Origin of the sequence: Micromonospora sp. WMMD882, from assembly GCF_027497255.1 — a bacterium.
Classification (GTDB): Bacteria; Actinomycetota; Actinomycetes; order Mycobacteriales; family Micromonosporaceae; genus Micromonospora.
The window spans coordinates 1,584,375-1,604,263 of sequence record NZ_CP114903.1; the positions used below are offsets into that span (position 1 = coordinate 1,584,375).

At 75.6% G+C, this 19,889-nt stretch carries 9 protein-coding genes; 1 reads left to right on the forward strand and 8 read right to left on the reverse strand.

What is annotated here, in order from left to right:
• Positions 1 to 5 precede the first annotated feature (5 nt).
• From O7606_RS06070 to O7606_RS06090, 5 genes are all read right to left on the reverse strand, one after another.
• Positions 6 to 1,364: an NAD(P)/FAD-dependent oxidoreductase gene (locus O7606_RS06070; protein ID WP_281598077.1), complete on the reverse strand. Its 1,359-nt coding sequence runs from the start codon at positions 1,362 to 1,364 to the stop codon at positions 6 to 8.
• Complete coding sequence (locus O7606_RS06075; RefSeq protein WP_281598078.1) at positions 1,361 to 4,627, reverse strand: amino acid adenylation domain-containing protein; 3,267 nt, start codon at positions 4,625 to 4,627, stop codon at positions 1,361 to 1,363. Before O7606_RS06075 ends, O7606_RS06070 begins: the two co-directional genes overlap by 4 nt.
• Positions 4,624 to 10,623, reverse strand: a complete 6,000-nt coding sequence (locus O7606_RS06080; protein ID WP_281598079.1) for a non-ribosomal peptide synthetase — start codon at positions 10,621 to 10,623, stop codon at positions 4,624 to 4,626. Before O7606_RS06080 ends, O7606_RS06075 begins: the two co-directional genes overlap by 4 nt.
• Positions 10,624 to 10,896: 273 nt before the next feature.
• A complete protein-coding gene (locus O7606_RS06085) occupies positions 10,897 to 11,106 on the reverse strand; it encodes an MbtH family protein (protein ID WP_281598080.1) in 210 nt (69 codons plus the stop codon).
• Between the two features lie 333 nt (positions 11,107 to 11,439).
• Positions 11,440 to 12,759, reverse strand: a complete 1,320-nt coding sequence (locus O7606_RS06090) for a cellulose binding domain-containing protein (protein ID WP_281598081.1) — start codon at positions 12,757 to 12,759, stop codon at positions 11,440 to 11,442.
• A gap of 409 nt (positions 12,760 to 13,168) precedes the next feature.
• Here O7606_RS06090 and O7606_RS06095 point away from each other — a divergent pair, with 409 nt between their 5' ends.
• On the forward strand, positions 13,169 to 14,746 hold the full coding sequence (locus O7606_RS06095; protein ID WP_281598082.1) for a Na+/H+ antiporter: 1,578 nt from the start codon (positions 13,169 to 13,171) through the stop codon (positions 14,744 to 14,746).
• A 94-nt stretch (positions 14,747 to 14,840) separates the two neighbouring features.
• Here the strand turns inward: O7606_RS06095 and O7606_RS06100 are convergent, their stop codons facing one another.
• The 3 genes from O7606_RS06100 to O7606_RS06110 form a co-directional block, all read right to left on the reverse strand.
• Positions 14,841 to 16,313 carry a PepSY domain-containing protein gene (locus O7606_RS06100; protein WP_281598083.1) on the reverse strand — a complete coding sequence of 491 codons (1,473 nt, stop codon included), beginning with the start codon at positions 16,311 to 16,313 and terminating at the stop codon, positions 14,841 to 14,843.
• Positions 16,314 to 16,396: 83 nt separating this feature from the next.
• Complete coding sequence (locus tag O7606_RS06105; RefSeq protein WP_281598084.1) at positions 16,397 to 18,685, reverse strand: glycoside hydrolase family 3 N-terminal domain-containing protein; 2,289 nt, start codon at positions 18,683 to 18,685, stop codon at positions 16,397 to 16,399.
• 116 nt (positions 18,686 to 18,801) lie between these two features.
• A complete protein-coding gene (locus tag O7606_RS06110; protein ID WP_281598085.1) occupies positions 18,802 to 19,857 on the reverse strand; it encodes a branched-chain amino acid aminotransferase in 1,056 nt (351 codons plus the stop codon).
• Positions 19,858 to 19,889 lie beyond the last annotated feature (32 nt).

Consider the following 19,889-nt stretch of genomic DNA (forward strand, 5'->3'; position numbering starts at 1 on the left):
CCCGCTCACCGCCCTGTCGACCGGCGACGGCCGGCCCGGACGGCGGCGGCGACGGCGAGCCCGGCGGTCACCGCGAGCCCGGCGCCGGCCGTACGCAGGATCCGGTCCTGCCGGCGGGCCCGGGCCAACGCGTCGGCGTACGGGGTGGTGGTGTGCGACACCATCGCGTACAGCGACGCCCAGCGGTCGGGCAGCAGACGGGACAGCACCCGGTCGGCGGCGGCCGAGGCGGTGTAGCCGAACCGGTGCACCCGGTCGCGCAGGTCCACGAAGTTCGCGGTGGACAGCTCGGCGAGCACGTCGGTGTGCGGCTTGCGGGCCGCCTCGTACGCGGCCAGCGCCGCCGCCCGGTCCGGGTGGGCGGCGAGGCAGCCGTCGAGGACCAGGCAGTCCTCGAACGCGGAGTTCATGCCCTGCCCGTAGAACGGGTACACCGCGTGGGCCGCGTCCCCGACGAGCACCACCCGGTCGGCGTGCCGCCACGGCGCGGTGCGGACGGTGACCAGATGCCCGACCGGGTGCGCGGTCATCTCCTCGACCAGGTCGGGCATCAGCTCCTCGGCGTCGGGGAAGCGCTGCCGGAAGAAGGCCCGGACGGCCTCCGGGGAGTCCAGGGCGGCGAAGCTGACCGGCCCCTCGTGAGCCGTGAACAGCGAGCAGGTGAGCGAGCCGTCCCGGTTGGGGTGGGCGACCATCAGGGCCTCGTGGCCGGGCCAGACGTGCAGCGCCTCCAACCGGACCCGGGGCCGGCCGTCGACGCCGACCGGGATGGTCAGCTCCCGGTAGCCCCAGGGCAGGAACTCCTGCGCGTAGTCGGCGCGGCGGCCGTGCTGCATGTGCTGACGGACGGTGGAGAACACCCCGTCCGCGCCGACCACCAGGTCGGCGGTGACCCGGGTGGTCGGGCCACCGTCGGTGGGGGCGACCTCGACGGTCGCGGTGTCCCGGTCCAGCCGCGTCAGCCGGCTGCCGAAGTGGAACCGGACCGCCGGTTCGGCCTCGGCCGCGTCCACCACCAGGGCGATCAGCTCCTCACGGAGCACCGAGTGCAGGATCTCGTGCTCCCGCACCCCGTACGGCTGGAAGCGGACGTCGCCGTCCGGGGCGTGCACCACCCGGCCCCGCATCGGCACGCTGCGCTTGAGCACGTCGGCGAGCAGCCCCACCTCGTCCAGGGCGCGCATGCCCCGGGCGGACAGGCCCAGGTTGATCGACCGGCCCTCCGGGCTGGTCAACGCGGACCGGGGGTCGGGGCGGCGTTCGTGGACGTCCACCTGGTAGCCCCGGCGGGCCAGGTAGAGGGCGGCCAGGGAGCCGGCCAGTCCGGCGCCGACGACGACCACCCGTTCCCGACGCTCGGTCATACGCCCTCCTCGGCGATCAGGGTGTCCAGCAGGGCGTCGACCTCGCTGTCGGAGAGGTCGTCGATGCTGGCGAGCAGGTCCTGCGGGGTCGGCGCGGCGGGACCGATCCGGTCGGCCGGGCCGACCCGCTCGACGCCGTCCGGGCCGGGTCCCGCCCCGACGGTGAGCAGCTCGGCGAGCCCGGCGACGGTCGGCGCGCCGAAGAGCCGACGCAGCGGCAGGTCGACGCCGAACGTGGCGCGGATCCGGGCGATGAGCCGGGTCGCGGTCAGCGAGTGCCCGCCGAGGGCGAAGAAGTTGTCGTGCGCCCCGATGTCGGGGCGGCCGAGCACGTCCCGCCACAGCGCGGCGAGCTGCTCCTCGACCGGGCCGCGCGGGGCGGTCGGGCCGGTGGCGGTGGTCTCCCGCCAGGTCGGCTCGGGCAGGGCCCGCCGGTCCAGCTTGCCGCCGGCGGTACGGGGCAGCGCGGCGACCCGGACCAGGGTGGCCGGCAGCATGTACTCGGGCAGCCGGCGGGCCAGGGCGGCCCGGACGTCCGGCCAGAGCTGCGCCGGGTCGGCGTCGGTGACCGCGTACGCGGCGAGCCGCACGTCGACGCCGGCGCCCCAGGTGGTGACCGCGGCGTCGGCGATGCCCGGCTGGTCGCGCAGCGCGGCCTCGATCTCGCCCAGCTCGATCCGGAAACCGCGCACCTTGACCTGCTGGTCGGCCCGGCCGAGGTAGTCGAGCCGGCCGTCGGGCAGCCGCCGGGCCAGGTCGCCGGTGGCGTACCGCCGACTGCCGGGCGGGCCGAACGGGTCGGGGCGGAACCGGTCGGCGGTCAGCCCGGGACGGCCGTGGTAGCCGCGGGCCACCCCGGTGCCCCCGATGTGGATCTCCCCGGCCACGTCCTCGGGCACCGGCCGGCCGGCCGGGTCGAGCAGGTGGATCCGGGTGTTGGCGACGGGACGGCCCAGGTCCACCGGGCCGGCCGCGCCGACCGGGCCGATCGAGGAGTAGATCGTGGTCTCCGACGGCCCGTACCCGTTGAGCAGCCGGGCCCCGTCGGCGCGCAGCGCGTCGGCCAGGTCCCGGGGCAGCGCCTCGCCGCCACTGATCCGCGACCGGATCCCGGCCGGCACGCCGCCGGGCGTGGCGGCCAGCATCCGCCAGCTCGCCGGGGTGGCCTGGAGGACGGTGACGCCCCGGTCGACGCAGGCGGCCCGCAACGCGGCCGGGTCCCGGGCCGTCTCGGCGTCCAGCAGCTCGATCCGCGCGCCGGCCAGCAGCGGCAGCGCCAGCTCGACGACGGAGATGTCGAACGCCGGCGTGGTGATCGCCGCGACCCGGTCGGCGGGGGTGAGCCCGAGCAGCCGGTGACCGTCGAGCAGCAGGTTCACCACCGCCCGGTGGGTGACCGCGACACCCTTGGGCGTGCCGGTGGAGCCGGAGGTGTAGAGCAGGTACGCCAGGGCGTCCGGGTGCCCGACCGGCGGCGACGGCTCGGTCGGCGGGTCGGCCGGGTCGAGCTGGTCGAGGCGGAGCACGACCGGCGCGACCCCGGCCCCGGCGACCGCCTCGGCGGCGCGCGCGGCCCCGGCGGCGTCGGTGAGCAGGACCGGCACGGCGGCGTCGGCCAGCATGGTGGCGAGCCGGCCGGCCGGCAGGGTCGGGTCCAGCGGCAGGTAGCCGCCGCCGGCCCGCCAGACGGCGACGATCGCCGCGACCAGGTCGACGCCACGGTCGAGGCAGAGCCCGACCGGCACGTCCGGCCCGACGCCGTGGGCGCGGAGCAGACCGGTGAGCTGGCGCGCCCGGTCGGCGAGCTCCCGGTGGGTACGCGTGCCGTCCGGCCCGGCGACCGCGACGGCGTCCGGGTCGGCCGGCGGGTACCGGTCGAGCAGCTCGCCGACGCCGGTCACGTCGGGCAGCGGCAGGTCGACGCCGTCGCCGGCGCGCAGCAGCCGGTCCCGCTCGACGGCGTCCAACAGCGGCAGCTCACCGACCGGGACGTTTGGTTGGTCCAGGGCGGCGGCGAGCAGGGTGAGGTACCGGTCGGCGAGCCGGCGGATCCGGGGCTCGTCGTACAGGTCGGCGCGGTAGGTGATCCGGCCGCGCAGCCCGTCCGGCCGGTCCTCGACGGTCAGGGTGAGGTCGAACTTGACGGCGCCGTTCTCCCAGAGTCGTGGGTCGATCCGCAGCCCGGCGGCGGTGACCGCCGCCGGCGGCTCGTCGAGGGCGAACATCACCTGCGCCACCGGGGCGTGGGCGAGGCTGCGGGTCGGGGCGAGCCGGTCCACGATCCGGTCGAAGGGGACGTCCTGGCGGTCCTGCGCGGCGGTGGCCGAGGCGCGGGCCCGGGCGAGGACGTCGGCGGCGTCGGTCCGGTCGGTGAACCGGGCGCGCAGCGCGAGGGTGTTGGCGAAGAAACCGACCACGTCCCGGGTCTCCGGGCGGGTCCGCCCGGCCACCGGCACGGCCACCAGCAGGTCGTCGGCGCCGGTGAGCCGGTGCAGCAGCATCTGGAAGCCGGCCAGCAGCCGGGTGAAGAGGGTGCCGTCCCGGGCGGCCCGCAGCCGGGCCGTGAGGTCGTCGGGCACCACGAAGCCGACCTCGCCGCCGGTGTCGGTCTGCTCGGCCGGGCGGGGCCGGTCGGCGGGCAGGTCCAGCAGGGTCGGCGCGCCGGCCAGCTCGGCGTGCCAGAAGTCCAGGTCGGCGTCGAACGCGCCCCGCTCGTCCTGTTCCCGCTGCCAGACGGCGAAGTCGGCGTACTGCACCGGTGGCGGGGGCAGGTCGGGGGTGGCTCCGGCGACCGCCGCCGCGTACCCGGCGGCCAGCTCGCGGAACAGCACCCCGAACGACCAGCCGTCGGCCACCGCGTGGTGCACGACGACGGTGAGCACGTGGGCGTCGGCGGGCCGCCGGATCAGGCCGAACCGGGTCAGTGGGCCGGCGGCCAGGTCGAACGGCTCGCGCGCGGCGGCGGAGACGAGGCCCCGCCAGGCGTCGCCGGGCCCGGCGTCGACGACCGGCAGCCGCGTCGGCGCGGCCGGCACGACCACCTGCGCGGGCTCACCGTCGACGGCGGTGAAGTGGGTACGGAGGGTCTCGTGCCGCTCGACCAGCCAGGTGAGGGCGGTCTCGAGGGCGGTCACGTCGAGTGGGCCGGTCAGCTCGACCGCCCAGGCGATGTGGTACGTCACCGCGCCCGGGTCCATCTGGTCGAGCATCCACAGTCGACGTTGGGTGAACGACGACGGCAGAACGTAGGTTTCGGTGTTCATCTTCCCGCCTGGTTGCGGTGTGGACGGTCCGGCCGCCGGTCGGTGGCCGGGTTCGCCGCGCCGGTCGACGCGACGCCGGCCGGTGCGGGGGTACGGGTGTCGACGGCGACGAGGCGCAGCTCGGCGGTGCCGGGTCGGCCCCGCGCGTCGGTGAGCCACGCCTGTTCCGGGGTGGGCAGCATCTCGGTGAGCCGTACGGTGGCCGCCGGGTCGGCGGCGACGGCGCGGCGTACCGCGCGGGCGAACACGTCGACCGAGGCGAGGCTGGCGAGGTCGAGGTGGAACGGCTTCTCCTCCGCCGGGCTCTTGACGAAGACGTGCCGGGGCAGGTGGTGTTCCCGCTGCCAGCGGCGGACCCGACGGAACCGCTCGTCCTCGTCGGCCAGTCCGGCGACGTCGAGGCCGGCGGCGGCGAACCGCCAGCTCTCCCGGGCCAGGACCACCCGGTCCACGGTGATCCGGGGCTGGTGGTCGGCGGGTCGCCGGATGTCGAAGCGTTGCACCAGGTGCATCATCAGCGCCTCGCCGAGCGCCTCGGCCAGCGGCAGCCGGTGTCGTCCGTCCCGGCTGGACACGGTCAGCACCCCGGCCTCCGGAGCCAGCACGCAGTCCGCGACCGGCACGGACGTGGCCGGGTCGAGGCCGCAACTGTCGTGACCGAAGACCAGGCGCAGGTCCCGGCCGGTGACCAGGTGGTCGGTGAGTCGGGACGACGCGCCGCCCTCCTCCCCGGTTGCGGCCAGCACGAGCCGGCCCTGCGGCAGGTCGGCGGTCATCGCGGCGGACAGCTCCGCCGGCGCGGGGTGCTGGGCGACGAAGAGCGCGGAGCGGAGCGTGTTGACGCCCGGATGCACCTCGCCGACCACCCAGTGGTAGTCGCCCCGGGCGACCGCGTCGGGGTCGGTGGCGGCGAGCAGCACGTCCGGGCTGTGCTGGTAGGCCCCGGTCCAGCCGGGCCGGGGCGCGGCGAACGCGGCCCGTACGGTGTCGCGCAGCTCGGCGGAGGTGGCGGTGATCCGGTGGTCGACCGGCTCGGGCAGGATCCGCGCCCACCGGTCCTGCAGGCCGCGTGCCACCGGCGCGACGAGGTTCTCCGGCGGGTCGAAGAGCAGGTCGTTGACCCACAGCCAGTAGTCGGCGAAGGAGACGGTCGCCGAGCCGACCCGGGCCGCCAGGTCGCGGTACCGTTCCGCGCAGGCCCGCCGGAACAGCGCCGCCCCGGCCGAGGTGAACCAGCGGGCGCTCTCCAGCAGCAGGCCCAACGCCGGCCAGCAGGTGGCGACCAGGTCGGGGGTGAGGGTGACCTCGACGGCGGAGCGGCAGTCCTCGTAGACCAGGGTCCGGCCGGCGTACACCTGCCCGGCCCGCCGGGTCGACGACGTGCCGGTGAGGGCGGTGAAGCGGGTCTCCAGCCCGGCGAGGGCGTCGCCGAGCCGGTCGGCGTCGCCGGCCGCCGCGGCCACCTCGTCGCGGGCCCGCTCCAGGTCGTCGAGGACAGCCAGGGCGGGTCCCCGGACGGCCGGGTCGTCGACGGCGGCGAGCCGGGCGCGCAACGCCCGTTCCGGCCGCAGGTCCTCCTTGGACACCTCCAGCGACCAGGTGATCCGTCGGGCGTCGCGCAGCTCGGCGAGCAGCCGGTAGACCTCCTCCGGGTCACCGACGTCGCTGTCCGGGTCGGCGACCAGGTCGGCGGCGATCGCCCCGGCCGGTCGAACGCCGTCGCAGGCGCGCAGCAGCCGGGCGGTCAGCGGGCTCAGCGGGAGCGGCGGCGTCAACGGCAGACGCAGCTCGTCGTCGACGACGGCCAGGAACGGCATCCGGCGGGGCACCAGCCACGGCCTCAGCCGAGGGTCCCGGACGGCGAGCGCCCCGGCCACCTCGGTCACCGCCCAGCTCTCGAAGTAGACGGTCCGGACGGCCAGCGGCGTCGGACCGTGCCGGACGGCCAGCGGGGTCGGCTGGTCGGCGATCCGGGCCCAGCCCACCGGCCCGAAGAACCCGATGGTGTCGTTCTTGGCGCAGTAGCGTTGCAGGTAGCTGGCGACCAGCGCCTCGTGCTGACGGTGCCGGGACCCCCCGGTGGAGGTGCGCAGCGCGTCCACGCCGCTGCGCAGGGCGTGCCGGTTCTGCCAGGTCACCGCCTCCCGGAAAGCCGGGTCGGCGGCAGCGGCGCGCAACGCGGCGGATCGCCGTCGGGCGGCCGTCTGGTACGTGTCGCGGTACCCGGTGAGCGCGGCGTCCCGCTCGTCGTACGCGGCGCACAGGTCCGCGTGGGCGCGCGTCAGCGCCCCGCCGTCGACGCTCGCCGCGTCGGCGGGCAGCGGCTCCGGCGGCGCGTCCCGCCGGACCTGCCGGACGGCCCGGTTCCATCGGGCCCGCTCGCCGGGCGGGCTGGCGGTACGGGCCTGACGCAGCCGTTCGGCCAGCTCCCGGCGGGCCCGGGTGAGCCGCTCCTCGGCGACGAGCGCCGCGTCGGCGGCGGCGACCAGATCCGGGTCGCCGAGGGCGGTCAACGTCCCGACGGGAAAGCCGGCGGCCCGGAGGCCGATCCAACGCCACAGCGCCCACGGCCCGTCCTCCGGCCGGACCAGGTGCCCGGCGCCCCCACCGGCCGACACCGAAGCGGCCGGCGCGGACCCAGGCGACGCGGACACGTCCGGCGCGGGACCGGCAGGACCACCCGACGCCGCGCCATCCGACGCGGGACCAGCCGACGCGGGACCAGCCGGCGGGCCGGCTGGCGCTGTCGGCGACGGCCCGGAGCGGTAGGCGGCGCGGTCCCGGCGGACCACCCCGGCGGCGCTGGCGGCCCGGCTGCCGGCGGTCGGTCCGGCGCCGATGACGGCGGCCAGACCGGCGAGCGTCGGATGGTCGTAGACGGCGCGGACCGGGATCTCGACGCCGAACCGGTCGGTGACCGCGAAGGTAAGCCGGGTGGCCAGCAACGAGTTCCCGCCCAGCACGAAGAAGTCGTCGTCCACGCTGGCGGGCACGGCGCCGAGCAGCTCGGCCCAGACGGCGGCCAGCCGGAGCTGCACCGGGTCGGACGGGCCGGCGGCCGGCGGGCGGGCGGGGCGCCCCGGCAGCGGCAGGGCCCGCCGGTCGACCTTGCCGTTGCGGGTCAGCGGCAACACGGGCAACACCTGGTGGACGGCGGGGCGCAGGTGGGCGGGGAGCCGCCCGGCGACGTGGTCCGCCAGCTCCGACGGCGTCGGCGGGGTGACCCCGGGGCGCGGGGTCACGTAGCCGAGCAGTCGACGCCGCTCCCCCGCCCCGTCGACCACCACCACGGCGTCCCCGACCGCGGGATGGTCCCGCAGCACGGCGGCGACCTCGCCCGGCTCGACCCGGAAACCCCGGATCTTCACCTGCTCGTCGATCCGGCCGAGGAATTCCAGGACGCCGTCGGGACGCCAGCGGACCCGGTCGCCGGTCCGGTACATGCGCGCGCCGGGACGCGGGGCGAAGGGGTCGGGCAGGAACGCCGCCGCGGTGGCCGCCGGCCGACCGAGATAGCCGCGGGCCAGGCCGATGCCGCCGGTGTACAACTCGCCGGGCACCCCGACCGGCACCGGTCGACCCGCCGCGTCCAGGACGTACACCGTGGTCCGGGGCACCGGCCGGCCGATCGGCACCGGGTCGGGCACGGCCTGCGGGTCGGTCATCGGGTGGACGCAGGTGAACGTGGTGTTCTCGGTCGGGCCGTACCCGTTGACCAGCGGCGCCCCGCCCCGGGCCCGCAGCGCGCGGCGGACCGCCTCCGCGGCGAGCACGTCCCCGCCGGCGAGGAGCTGCCCGACCCCGGCCAGACAGCCCGGGTCGAACTCGACGAGCTGGTGGAACAGCCCGGCGGTGAGCCAGAGGACGCTGATCCGCTCCCGGCGCAGCAACCGGGCCAGCTCGGCCAGGTCGGGCGTGCCGGGCGGGGCCACCACCAGGCGGGCGCCGGTGGCCAGCGCCCCCCAGATCTCCAGGGTGGCCGCGTCGAAGGCGACCGGGGCGAGTTGGAGCAGCGTCTCGGTGGGGCCGAGCCGCAGGTAGCCCGGCTCGTGGACGAGGCGGACCACCGCGCCGTGACCGACGGCCACCCCCTTGGGGACGCCGGTGGAGCCGGAGGTGAAGCTGACGTACGCCAACCCGGCGGGGTGGACCCGGCCGGGCGGGGCGGTCGCCGGCTGCTCGGCGGCGGCCCGCACGAGCTGGTCCAGCCGGAGCAGCCGGGGGGCGCCCGGCAGGTCGTCGGCGGCGAGCACCGGCGGGTCCCCGGCGACGGCGAGCAGTTGCCGGATCCGGGCCGGCGGGTCCCCCGGGTCCAGCGGCAGGTAGCCGCCGCCGGCCTTGAGCACGGCGAGGAGGGTCACCACCAGCTCCACCGACCGGGGCAGGGCCACCCCGACCGGCTCGTCCGGGCGGACGCCGGCGGCGACGAGCTGGCGGGCCAGCCGGTTGGCACGCTCCTCCAGGGCCCGGTAGCTGAGGGTGGCCCCGTCGGGGCCGGTCACGGCGACCGCGTCGGGTTGCCGGCGGGCGACGTCGGTGACCAGGTCCGGCACGGTGACCCCGGCCGGGTACGTCCCGGCGGGCACCGGGTCGCCGCCGGCGCGGAACCGGGTGAGCAGGGCCCGGTCGGTGGCGTCGAGCAGCGGCAGCGCGGCCACCGGCCGGTCCAGCCCGGCGGCGAGCCCGGTGAGAACGACCTCGAACTGACGCAGCATCGCGTCGGCCGCCGCGTCGTCCAGCCGGCGGCGGTCGTGGTAGAGCAGGACGGTCATCCTCGGCTCGCCGAAGACGCAGACGGTCACCGGAGGGCCGGGGTGCCGGCGCACCCGGGCGACCCGGTCTCCCCAGCCGGGCACCGAACGGCTCAGCGCGGTCTGCAGGTCGCGGTGCTCGTACATGAGCAGGGAGTCGAACAGCGGGGTACGGGCCGGCACGCCGGCCCAGCGGTGGATCCGGGCCAACGGGGCGAGCTGGTGGGGGCGCAGCTCGTCGAGGCGTCGACGGACCTCGCGCAGCCAGTCGCGTACCGGCTGGTCGGGGTTGATCCGGACGCGTACCGGCACCGTGTTGATCAGCAGGCCGAGCATCCGGTCGGCGCCGTCCACGGTGCCGTGCCGGCAGGTGCGGGTGCCGCCGAAGACCACGTCGGTCTCGCCGGAGTACCTGTGCAGCAACACCGACCAGGCGGCGGTGACCAGGGTGCCCACCGGCACGCCTGCGGCGCGGGCCGCCGCGGTCACCGCCGCGGTGACCCCGGTGGTGAAGGTGCGGCCCACCTCGCGGACCGAGTCGACCGTCCGGGGCGGCTCGTCCGGCCCGCCGGTCGACGGCAGCGGGACCAACGGCAGGGGGGTCGGCAACGGCACGCCGGCCAGGTGGGCGCGCCAGAACCGGCGGTCCTCGTCCAACGGGCGGGCGGCGGCCCAGACCGCGTAGTCGCGGAACGGCCGGCGGGCGGGCGGGTCGTACCGGCGACCGGCGACGATCGCGTCGTGCTCGGCGCAGACCTCGTCGAGCAGCAGGTGCACCGAGCGGCCGTCGAGGATGGCGTGGTGCAGGGTGACGGCGAGGGTGTGCCGGTCCGGCCCGTGGGTGAGCAGGGTGACCCGGACCAGCGGCGCGACCGAGGAGTCGAACCCGGCGGCGCGGTCGTCGGCGAGGAGCCGCGCCAACCGGTCGGCCTGGGAGGCGGCCGGTCGGCCGGACCAGTCGTGGTGCGTCACGGGCAGGTCCACCCGGGGTCGGACCTGCTGGGTCGGCTCACCACCGCCGGCCGGCCAGACGAACGCGGTACGCAGCGCCTGGTGCCGCTCGGTGGCCCGCTGCCAGGCGAGCCGCATGGCGACCGGGTCCAGGGGCGCCGGCCAGCGCACGGCCACCTGGAGGATGTCCACCCCTGAGCCGGGCTGGCGTTCGTGCGCGACGAGCATGCCCGGTTGGAGGGTGACGGTGCCGTACCGGCCGTCGACATCGGTTTCGGCGGGTGTAGCCGGCACGATGAACTCCTTCACGTCCGGTGGGCCGGACAGAAACACCCGGAAGCGGCTGACCACGGTGAACCCGTTTCCTGACGCCGGTGACGGTATTGCTAAATGGCCGGCGGGGAATTGCTGACAAGCAAGCTACGAGAGCGGTCCAGGTCTGTCAACGGCTGGAATCAGCTTTTCCGGGCGGCTCCGTCGCCCGCCGCAATGCGGCATAGTGTCCGCATTTTTCCCGGACAATGGCGGACAACACCCCGCCCGGCCGACGGGGTCGGTGGACGGGGGTCAGCCGTGCGCGGCGAGCCACTCGCGGAGGCTGCGCGGACGCATGTCGGTCCACACCTCCTCGATGTGCGCCAGGCAGGTCGCCCGGTCCCCGGTCACGCCCACCGGCCGCCAGCCGGCCGGGACGTCCGCCTCCTCCGGCCAGATCGAGTACTGCTCCTCGTCATTGACCACGACGTGGTAGCGGCGCGTGTCCACGGATTCTTCCATCGACTCTCCCCAGTTGCGGCGGTGCCCATAATTCGACCGGAGACTATACCGCCAGGTCTACCCGGGCGAGTTGGCCGATCGGTGGCGACAAACCACCCGTTCGAGTGCCGGATTCGGGCCGGTAATGCGAATCCCGGCCGGTCGGGCGAATTCGCGGGTCCACTGCGGATCGCCGTTCCGACAACATTCCCGTACGCAAACAGTCGGCCGCGCCGGCGGGCCGGGCCGGAAAACGGCGGCGAGCCCACGACGCCGTCGCGCCGTGGCGGCGCGGGGTCGTGGGCTCGCCGTCCGGTCAGCCTGAGACCGGTGGTCAGCGGAGCGCGGTCAGGATCACGGGCTGGTGCAGGTGAGGGTCGGGGCGGACGGGGTGCCGGTGCCGAGGAAGCCGAAGGTGGTGTTGCCACCGGCGGGCAGCGAGCCGTTGTACTCCACGTTGCGGACGGTCACCGTCGAGCCGCTGACGGTGTGGCTGCCGTTCCAGAGCTGGCTGACGGTCTGGCCGTTGGCGAGGGTCCACCGCACCGTCCAGCCGTTGATCGCGGAGCCGCCGGCGGTGACGGTGACGTCGCCCTGGTAACCGCCGGACCAGGTGTTGGTGGTCCGGTAGGTGGCGGTGCAGGCGCCGGCGCCCGGCGGCGGCGTGGTGGTCGGCGGCGGGGGCGCGGTGGTGGTCGGCGGCGGCGGGGTGGTGGTGACCGGCGGTGGGGTGGTGGTGGGCGGCGCGCCGCCGAACTGGGTGAAGAAGTTCCAGGTCTCGGCGGGCAGCCAGGTCCGGGTGCCGCTGTCGCCGGGCGCCCCGTCCTGCGGCGCGGCGATGTGGCCCTCGTCGAACGCGGCCCACACCACCGGGTAGCCGCTGCGGCAGCCCGAGTAGGTGGTGGTGACGTGCCGCAGGCTGCCCTGCGTCGGCTCCGGCGCGTTCTGGGCGGCGCAGCCGTTGTTCTGGACGAACCGGTCGCGCAGCGACCGTCCGGTGGAGATCGGGAAGACGTTGTCCCGGATGCCGTGCGCGCCGAAGTACGCGATGGGCTGGGTGCCGCCGCTGCATCCGCTGATCGCGCCGGCGCCGTAGACGGCGACCGCCCGGAAGACGGTCGGTCGGGCGCACGCCACCGCGTAGGTCATCGCGCCGCCGTAGCTGAAGCCGAGGGCGAAGCGCTGCGTGGTGTCGACGCAGAGGGCGTTGTCGATCCGGCTGATCATGTTGTCGACGAAGGTGACGTCCTCGCCGCCGGAGTTGCCCCAGCCGTTGTTGATCCCCTGTGGGGCGACGAAGATGGCGCTGTTGTTGGCCAGCCGCTGAAGCCCGTAGTAGGCCCAGGTGTTGCGGTCCACGGTCTGACCGGTGGCGACGTCGGTGGCGGTGGCGCCCACCCAGTGGAAGCCGAAGACCAGCCGGTAGGGGCGGTCGTTCTGGTAGTTGTCCGGCACCCGCAGGATGAACGAGCGGTTCTTGCCGTTGCTCTGGATCGTGTGCGTGCCACTGGCCAGCCCGGGCGCCTTGCCGCAGCCGGCGGTCGCGGCGGCGGTCCCGACCCCGGACGCCGAGGCGGGCGTGCCCGCGCCGCCGTCGAGCGCCGCGCCGGCCATGGCCACGACGAGCGACGCGGCGACCGCGACCGGCCCGAGAAGTGTTCTGTACCTCACCATCACGCAGCTTCCTTTGCCGTTCGGACAGGACGGGGTGGGCCTCCGAGCTCCGGCACAGCCGACCGGAGCTGGTGTTAGCCGGCTCTCTCGTCCGGCGCGGGTCACCCACCCGGACCCGAGCCGTGGACGCCGCCAACAGGGCTGCCCGGGTTGCCCGCCGACCGACGTCGGGTGCGCTCGCCCGCGTCTGCGTGTCGGCCTGACGGGACGGTGGAGTGTGCCCTTCACTCCCACTCCGCAAGCTACTGTGTTAGCGATAACATCGCAAGTTATAGATCTATTTTTCGGCTGTTTCCGGAACAGTTCGTCAGGCGGACGGCCGTCGCCACCCCCACCATGGACACGTTGGGTCGGATTCCGGGAGGTGGGCCGTCGGGTCACCGCCGGGGAGACCGCCGAGGAGCGGCCCGTGGAGACTCTGGTGCTGATCGCGGTGCTCGGCGCCACCGTGCTGGTCGGGACCACGATCGGGGGCCGGTACCGGGTCGCGCCGCCGGTGCTGCTCATCGGGACGGGCAGCCTGCTGGCGCTCACCCCGCCGCTGTCGGACGTGGTGCTCGACCCGGACGTGGTGCTGCTGCTGTTCCTCCCCGCGATCCTCTACCGGGAGAGCCTCACCACCAGCCTCCGGGAGATCCGGCGCAACCTGCCGGCCATCGGGCTGCTCGCCGTCGGACTGGTGGCGGTCACCATGGTCACCGTCTCCTGGACGGCGCAGGCGTTCGGCGTCGACCCGGCCGTGGCCTGGGTGCTCGGCGCCGTGCTCGCGCCCACCGACGCCGCCGCCGTCGCCGGACTGGCCAAGCGGATGCCCCGGCGGTTCCTCACCATCCTGCGCGCGGAGAGCCTGATCAACGACGGCACCGCCCTGGTCCTGTTCGCGGTCGCGCTCGGCCTGCTCCAGGGCGCTCGACCGCCGGGGGCGGTCGAGCTGGTCGGGTGGATCGCCGGGTCATTCCTCGGCGGGGTCGCCGCCGGTCTGGTGGTCGGCGGCGTGGTGATCCTGATCCGGCGACGCCTCGACGACCCGCTCCGGGAGGGCGCGCTCAGCGTGCTGACCCCGTTCGCCGCGTTCCTGCTCGCCGAGACGGCGCACGCCAGCGGCGTGCTGGCCGTGGTCGTGGCGGGTCTGCTGCTGTCGTACGCCGCGCCCCGGATCGTCCGGGCCCCGTCCCGGGTGCTCGTCTACTCCTTCTGGGACCTCAGCACCTTTCTGATCAACGGCTCCCTCTTCGTGCTGCTCGGCATGCAGATCCCGCGCATCGTGCGCGACGAGGCCAGCCGGTCGCTCGGGCAGGCGCTGGTCATCGCGCTGGTGGTGGCCGGCGTGGTCACCGCCACCCGGATGGCCTGGGTGCACCTGTCCACGTACCTGTTGCAGGCCGTCGACCGGCGGGAGTCGCAGCGCGAGCTGCGGGTGGGCGGGCGGGTCCGCACCGCCGCCGGGTGGGCCGGCTTCCGGGGGGCGGTGTCCCTGGCCGCGGCCCTCGCCGTGCCGCTGACCACCCACGCCGGCGAGCCGGTCCGGGAACGCGACCTGGTCATCTTCTGCACGGCGCTGGTGATCGTGCTGGTCATGCTGGCCCAGGGCACCACGCTGCCGCTCGTCGTCCGGTGGGCCGGCCTGGTCGGCGACCAGCCCCGGGCCGAGGAGGCCCGACACGCCCGGTCGCGCGCCACCCACGCCGGCCTCGCGGCGATCCCGGCGGCGGCCCGGGAGCTCGGCGCGACGCCGGAGGTCGTCGAGCGGGTACGCGCCGAGTACCAGGCGCACCTCGACGACCTGGAGGCCCCGGACGAGCGACGGACGGACCCACGGGACCGGGAGACCGAACGCCGGTTGCGGCTGGCGGTGCTCGCCGGCAAACGCCGGGAGGTCACCCGGCTGCGCAACCGCAACGAGATCGACGACACCGTGCTACGGGAGCTCCAGGCGGCGCTGGACATCGAGGAGATCCGCCTGCTCGGCCCGCAGAGCACGGAATGACCGCCCCGGGGCCGGCGTCACCCGGCCCCGGCGTCGGCCACCGTGGACCGCCGCCGGGCGCCCGCCCGGCGGCGGCGTCCACGTCCTCCGCCCGTCAGCGGCCACCTGCGGAGACGCCGCCCGCGGCGCGGGAGCGATCCGGCGACCGGCGACGCCAGGCGGCGACGACCAGGTCGACGACGAGGAAACCCACCAGGGTGACGCCGAACAGCGGCATCGCCCAGCCGAGCAGGAAGACCGCCGGCAGACCCACCACGATCACCCAGGACGGCAGCCCCCACCAGGCGCCCCGACCGACCGGCGGAGCGCCCACCGGCGCCCGTCGACCGGCCCGGGTCGGCCGGCGCTGCCACCACATCCGGTAACCCCAGAAGATCACCACGAGCAGGCCGACGGCCAGCGCGGCCAGCAGGAACTGGTTCACCGGCCCGAAGAGCAGACCCATGTGCGCGCTGATGCCCAGGTCGCTCAGTTGGGCCAGCAGCGGCCAGTCGGCGAAGTCGCTGCGGGCCACCACCGTCCCCTTTCCGGGGTCGACCGCGACCCGGTCCTGACGGGTCGGCCACGACTCGTCGGTCTGCGTCACCGTCCACGCCGAGGCCGCGTCGGCCCCCGGGGTCACCTCGACCGGCCCGTCCAGCCCGGCCGCCCGGGCCACCCGGACGACCTGGTCGAACGCGGCCGGGTCCAGCTCCGGGGCGGTCGCCGGGCCGGCGTCGTGGTGGCCGCCGCCGGCCGGGGCGCCGGCGCCGTCCAGGGCGGTGGCGAGGACCGGCCGGCGGGCGTCGAGCGCGTCCAGGCCCGCGCCGAAGTTCGCGCCCGCGTACCGGGACCAGGTCAGCCCGGTCGCGGAGAGGAAGAGCAGCCCGACCACCAGCCACACCCCGGTGCTGGCGTGCCAGCCGCGGGTACGACGTACCCCCCGGCGGGCCGCCAGGTCCGGCAGCAGCAGCCGGCGGACCCGACCCCTGACGCCCCGCTGACGACGCCACCACAGGGCCAGGCCGCCCAGGGCCACCACCCACAGCCAGCTCGCCGCCAGCTCGGAGTAGTGCCGGCCGACCGCCCCCAGGTGCAGGTTGCGGTGCAGGTCGTCGAACCAGGTACGCAGCGGCGTGTTCCCGAACCAGGTGGTCAACTGGCCCTTCACCTCGGCCGTGTACGGGTCGACGTACACGGTGTGCTGCCGCTCCTCCGCCAGCCCGGGGACGTCGAACACCACCTGGGTGGTCGCCCCGTCCCCGCCCAGCGCGACGTACGACAGAGTGCCCTCCGGGTGGGCGGCCCGGGCGGCGGTCACCTGCTCGGACACCGGAAGCGCGGACCGCCCCGCCGCCTCGGCGGTCAGCTCGGCGCGGTGCACCACCGCGTCCAGTTGCGGGGTGATCGTGTACGCCAGCCCGGTCAGCGCCGCCACCACCAGGAACGGCGCGATCAGCACGCCGGCGTAGAAGTGCAGCCGCAGCAGCAGCGGACCCAGGCCACGGCCCGGGTCGCCGCCGGCCGTGCCACCGGGTGTCGGGGCGGACCTGGCCGCTCCGGGCGGGCGGGTGGATGTGATGGACATGGACTCTCCGATCGGGGCTACGGCAGGACACGGTGTACCGGCGCACCCTGGTAGTCGTCGTGATCGGAGCTCCGGTTCCAGGCTCAGTCGGTGACCGTGAATCCGGACCGCAGCAGGTCCTCGTCCCGGGAGGACGGCCCGACCCGCAATTCGAACGCGCCCGGCTCGACGACCCGGCGGCCCTCGGCGTCCACCAGCGAGCACTCCGCCACCGGCAGGGTCAGCTCGACCGTGCGCGCCTCGCCGGGCGCGAGATCCACCTGCCGGTACGCCTTCAGCTCCCGCTCCGCCCAGGTCACCGAGGTCACCAGGTCGCTGACGTACGCCTGGACGGTTTCCCGGGCCGGTCGCCGGCCGGTGTTGCGGACCTCGACGGTGGCGCGCAGGGTGTCCCGGGCGGTGAGCGTCGGCGTCAGCACGCGCAGGTCGGCGTACTCGACGGTGGTGTAGCTGAGGCCCTCGCCGAACACGAACGCCGGGCGCTGGGTGAGGTCGGCGTACCGGGTGCCGTGCTGGCCCCGGATCTGGTTGTAGTAGGTGGGCTGCTGACCGACGTGCCGGGCGAACGAGATCGGCAGCCGGCCCTGCGGCTCGGTCAGGCCGAGCAGCAGCTCGGCGACGGCCCGGCCGCCGCGCATGCCCGGGTTGGCCGCGTAGACCAGGGCCGCGGCGTCCAGCGCGGACGGCGGCAGCGCCAGCGGCTTGGAGCTGACCAGGACGACGACCAGGGGCGTGCCGGTGGCGGCGAGCGCGTCGAGCAGCGCGACCTGACCGCCGATCAGCTCCAGGGTGGCCGTGGAGCGGCCCTCCCCGACCAGCTCGATCCGGTCGCCGACCACGGCGACCACGTAGTCGGCGTCCCGGGCCGCCGCGGCCGCCGCGGCGATCGCGGTCGGGTCGGGCTCGGCCGGTTGGACCACCGGCGGGCGGGGCTGCCCGTCCGGGAAGTACGCGCCCTCCGGGTCCGGCCCGACGGTGAGGATGTCCGCGCCCCGCGTGTACGTGACGGTCCAGTCGGCGGGGGCGTGCGCGCGCAGCCCGTCCAGGACCGTCCGGGTCAGTTCGCGCGGATGCCCGTCGGCCAGCCACTCGGCCTGCCCGGACGCCCCGGCCCAGTCGCCGAGCTGGGTGTGCGGGTCGTCGGCGTTCGGCCCGACGACGGCGATCCGGCGTGGCCCGGTCCCGGCCGGCGCGACGGCCCGGCCGGCGTCGTCGGCGGCGCACCCGCCGGCCAGCGGCAGGACGCCGTCGTTGCGCAGCAGCACCAGGCTGCGCCGGGCGGCCTCCAGGTTGAGCGCGGCGTGCGGGGCGCAGCCGATCACCTCGGCCTGGGCCGCCGGGTCCGGCCGGCGCGGGTTCTCGAAGAGGCCGAGCTCGACCTTGAGGGTGAGGATCCGGGTCACCGCGCGGTCCAGGTCCGCCTCGTCGAGCAGGCCGGCGGCGATCGCCTCCGGCGCGCCGGTGAAGAACTGCGGGGTGGTCATCACCATGTCGTTGCCGGCCCGCACGGCCGCCGCGGACGCGTGCGCGTAGTCGGGTTGGATGTGCTGCTCCCAGACCATCCGGCCGACGTTGTCCCAGTCGGTGACCAGGGTGCCGGACCAGCCCCACTCGCCGCGCAGGACGTCGTTGAGCAGCCAGTCGTTCACCGTGATCGGCACCCCGTCGGTGGACTGGTAGCCGAGCATGAAGGTCCGGCAGCCCTCCCGGGCGACCCGCTCGAACGGCGGCAGGAACCAGGACCGCAGTTTCCGCCGGGAGATGTCGGCCTCGCTGGCGTCCCGGCCGCCCTGGGTCTCCGAGTACCCGGCGAAGTGCTTGGCGCAGGCCAGGATCGCGGTCGGGTCGGCGAGACCGTCGCCCTGGTAGCCGCGCACCATGGCCGAGGCGAGCTCCCCGATCAGGAACGGGTCCTCGCCGAACGTCTCGCTGACCCGACCCCAGCGCAGGTCCCGGGCGATGCACAGCACCGGGGAGAACGTCCAGTGCACGCCGGTCACCGCGACCTCCACGGCGGTGGCCCGGGCGACCCGCTCCACAAGCGCCGGATCCCACGTCGCGGCCAGCCCGAGCTGGGTGGGGTAGATGGTCGCCCCGGCGAAGAACGAGTGGCCGTGGATGCAGTCCTCGGCGACCAGCAGCGGGATGCCCAGCCGGGTCCGCCCGGCCGCGGCGACCGCCTCGGTGATCCGTTCCGGCGAGGCGTGCAGGATCGACCCCACGTGGAGGTCCTCCACCAGGCGGCGGACGTCGTCACCGGCCGGCAACTGGAGCATCTGGCCGACCTTCTCCGCCAGCGTCATGCGGGCCAGCAGGTCGGCGACGCGGTCGGCGACGGGCAGCGTCGGGTCCAGGTACGGCGGGGTGGGCACGGGGTGGCTCCTTCCCGGACGCGGGGCGCGTCACGGTCGGCGAGGGTCGACGGGTCCGTGCGCACCCTAGCCGGACGGGAGACGGCGGCGCGTCGCCCGCCGCCTCCCGCCGCCGCTCACCGGACCGGGTGCAGCCAGCCGTCCGGGTCCGGGGCCGTGCCGTGGTGCAGGTCGACCAGCGCCTGCCGCAGTCGCCGGGTGACCGGGCCGGGCTGACCGTCGCCCACCGTCCAGCCGGTGTCGCCGTCGCGTACCGAGCCGACCGGCGTCACCACCGCAGCCGTCCCGCAGGCGAAGACCTCGGTGATGACGCCGGCCGCGCACTCGCGTCGCCAGTCCTCCACGGTCAGCCGGGTGGTGCCGGCGCGGTAGCCTAGCCGGGACGCGAGGGTCAGCAGCGTGTCGCGGGTGACGCCGGGCAGCAGCGTCCCGGTGAGCTCCGGGGTGAGCACCTCGGCGTCGACGCCGTCGCCCCGGACGAAGAACAGGTTCATGCCGCCGAGCTCCTCGACCCAGCGGCGTTGCCCGGCGTCGAGCCAGACCACCTGGTGGCAGCCCTGCATCTGCGCCTCCCGCTGGGCGAGGAAGGCCCCGGCGTAGTTGGCGGCGCACTTCACGTCGCCGGTGCCGCCGGGGAAGGCCCGGGCGGTCGACCGGCTCACCCACACCCGCACCGGCTCGACCACGCCGCCGAAGAACCCGCCGGCCACGAACGCCATCATCATGAACGTGTACTCGTTGGCCGGCCGGAGCATCAGGTTGGCCTCGCTGGCGAACAGCAACGGACGCAGGTAGAGGCTGACGTCGGGGTCGTCGGGCACGTGCCGGCCGTCGGCCGCGACCACCGCCTCCACCGCGCGCAGGAACATCTCCTCGGGCACCTCCGGCATGGCCAGCCGGCGGGCGGAACGCTGGAACCGGCGGGCGTTCTCCCGGGGCCGGAAGACGGCCATCGAGCCGTCGGCCTGCCGGTACGCCTTCAGGCCCTCGAAGACCACCTGTCCGTAGTGCAGGCCGATCATGCCGGGGTGCATGGCGAAGTGGCTCAGCGGGCCGAGCCCGGCGGGGCCCCAGCCGACGGACGGGGTCCAGGTGGCGGTGACGAGGCTGTCGGTGAACTGGGCGCCGTGCTCGACGTGCGGGGCGCGGGCGGCGGTGTCGGTCTCGATCATGATGGCTCCTCGGGGGTCGGGCCGGGGCGGCT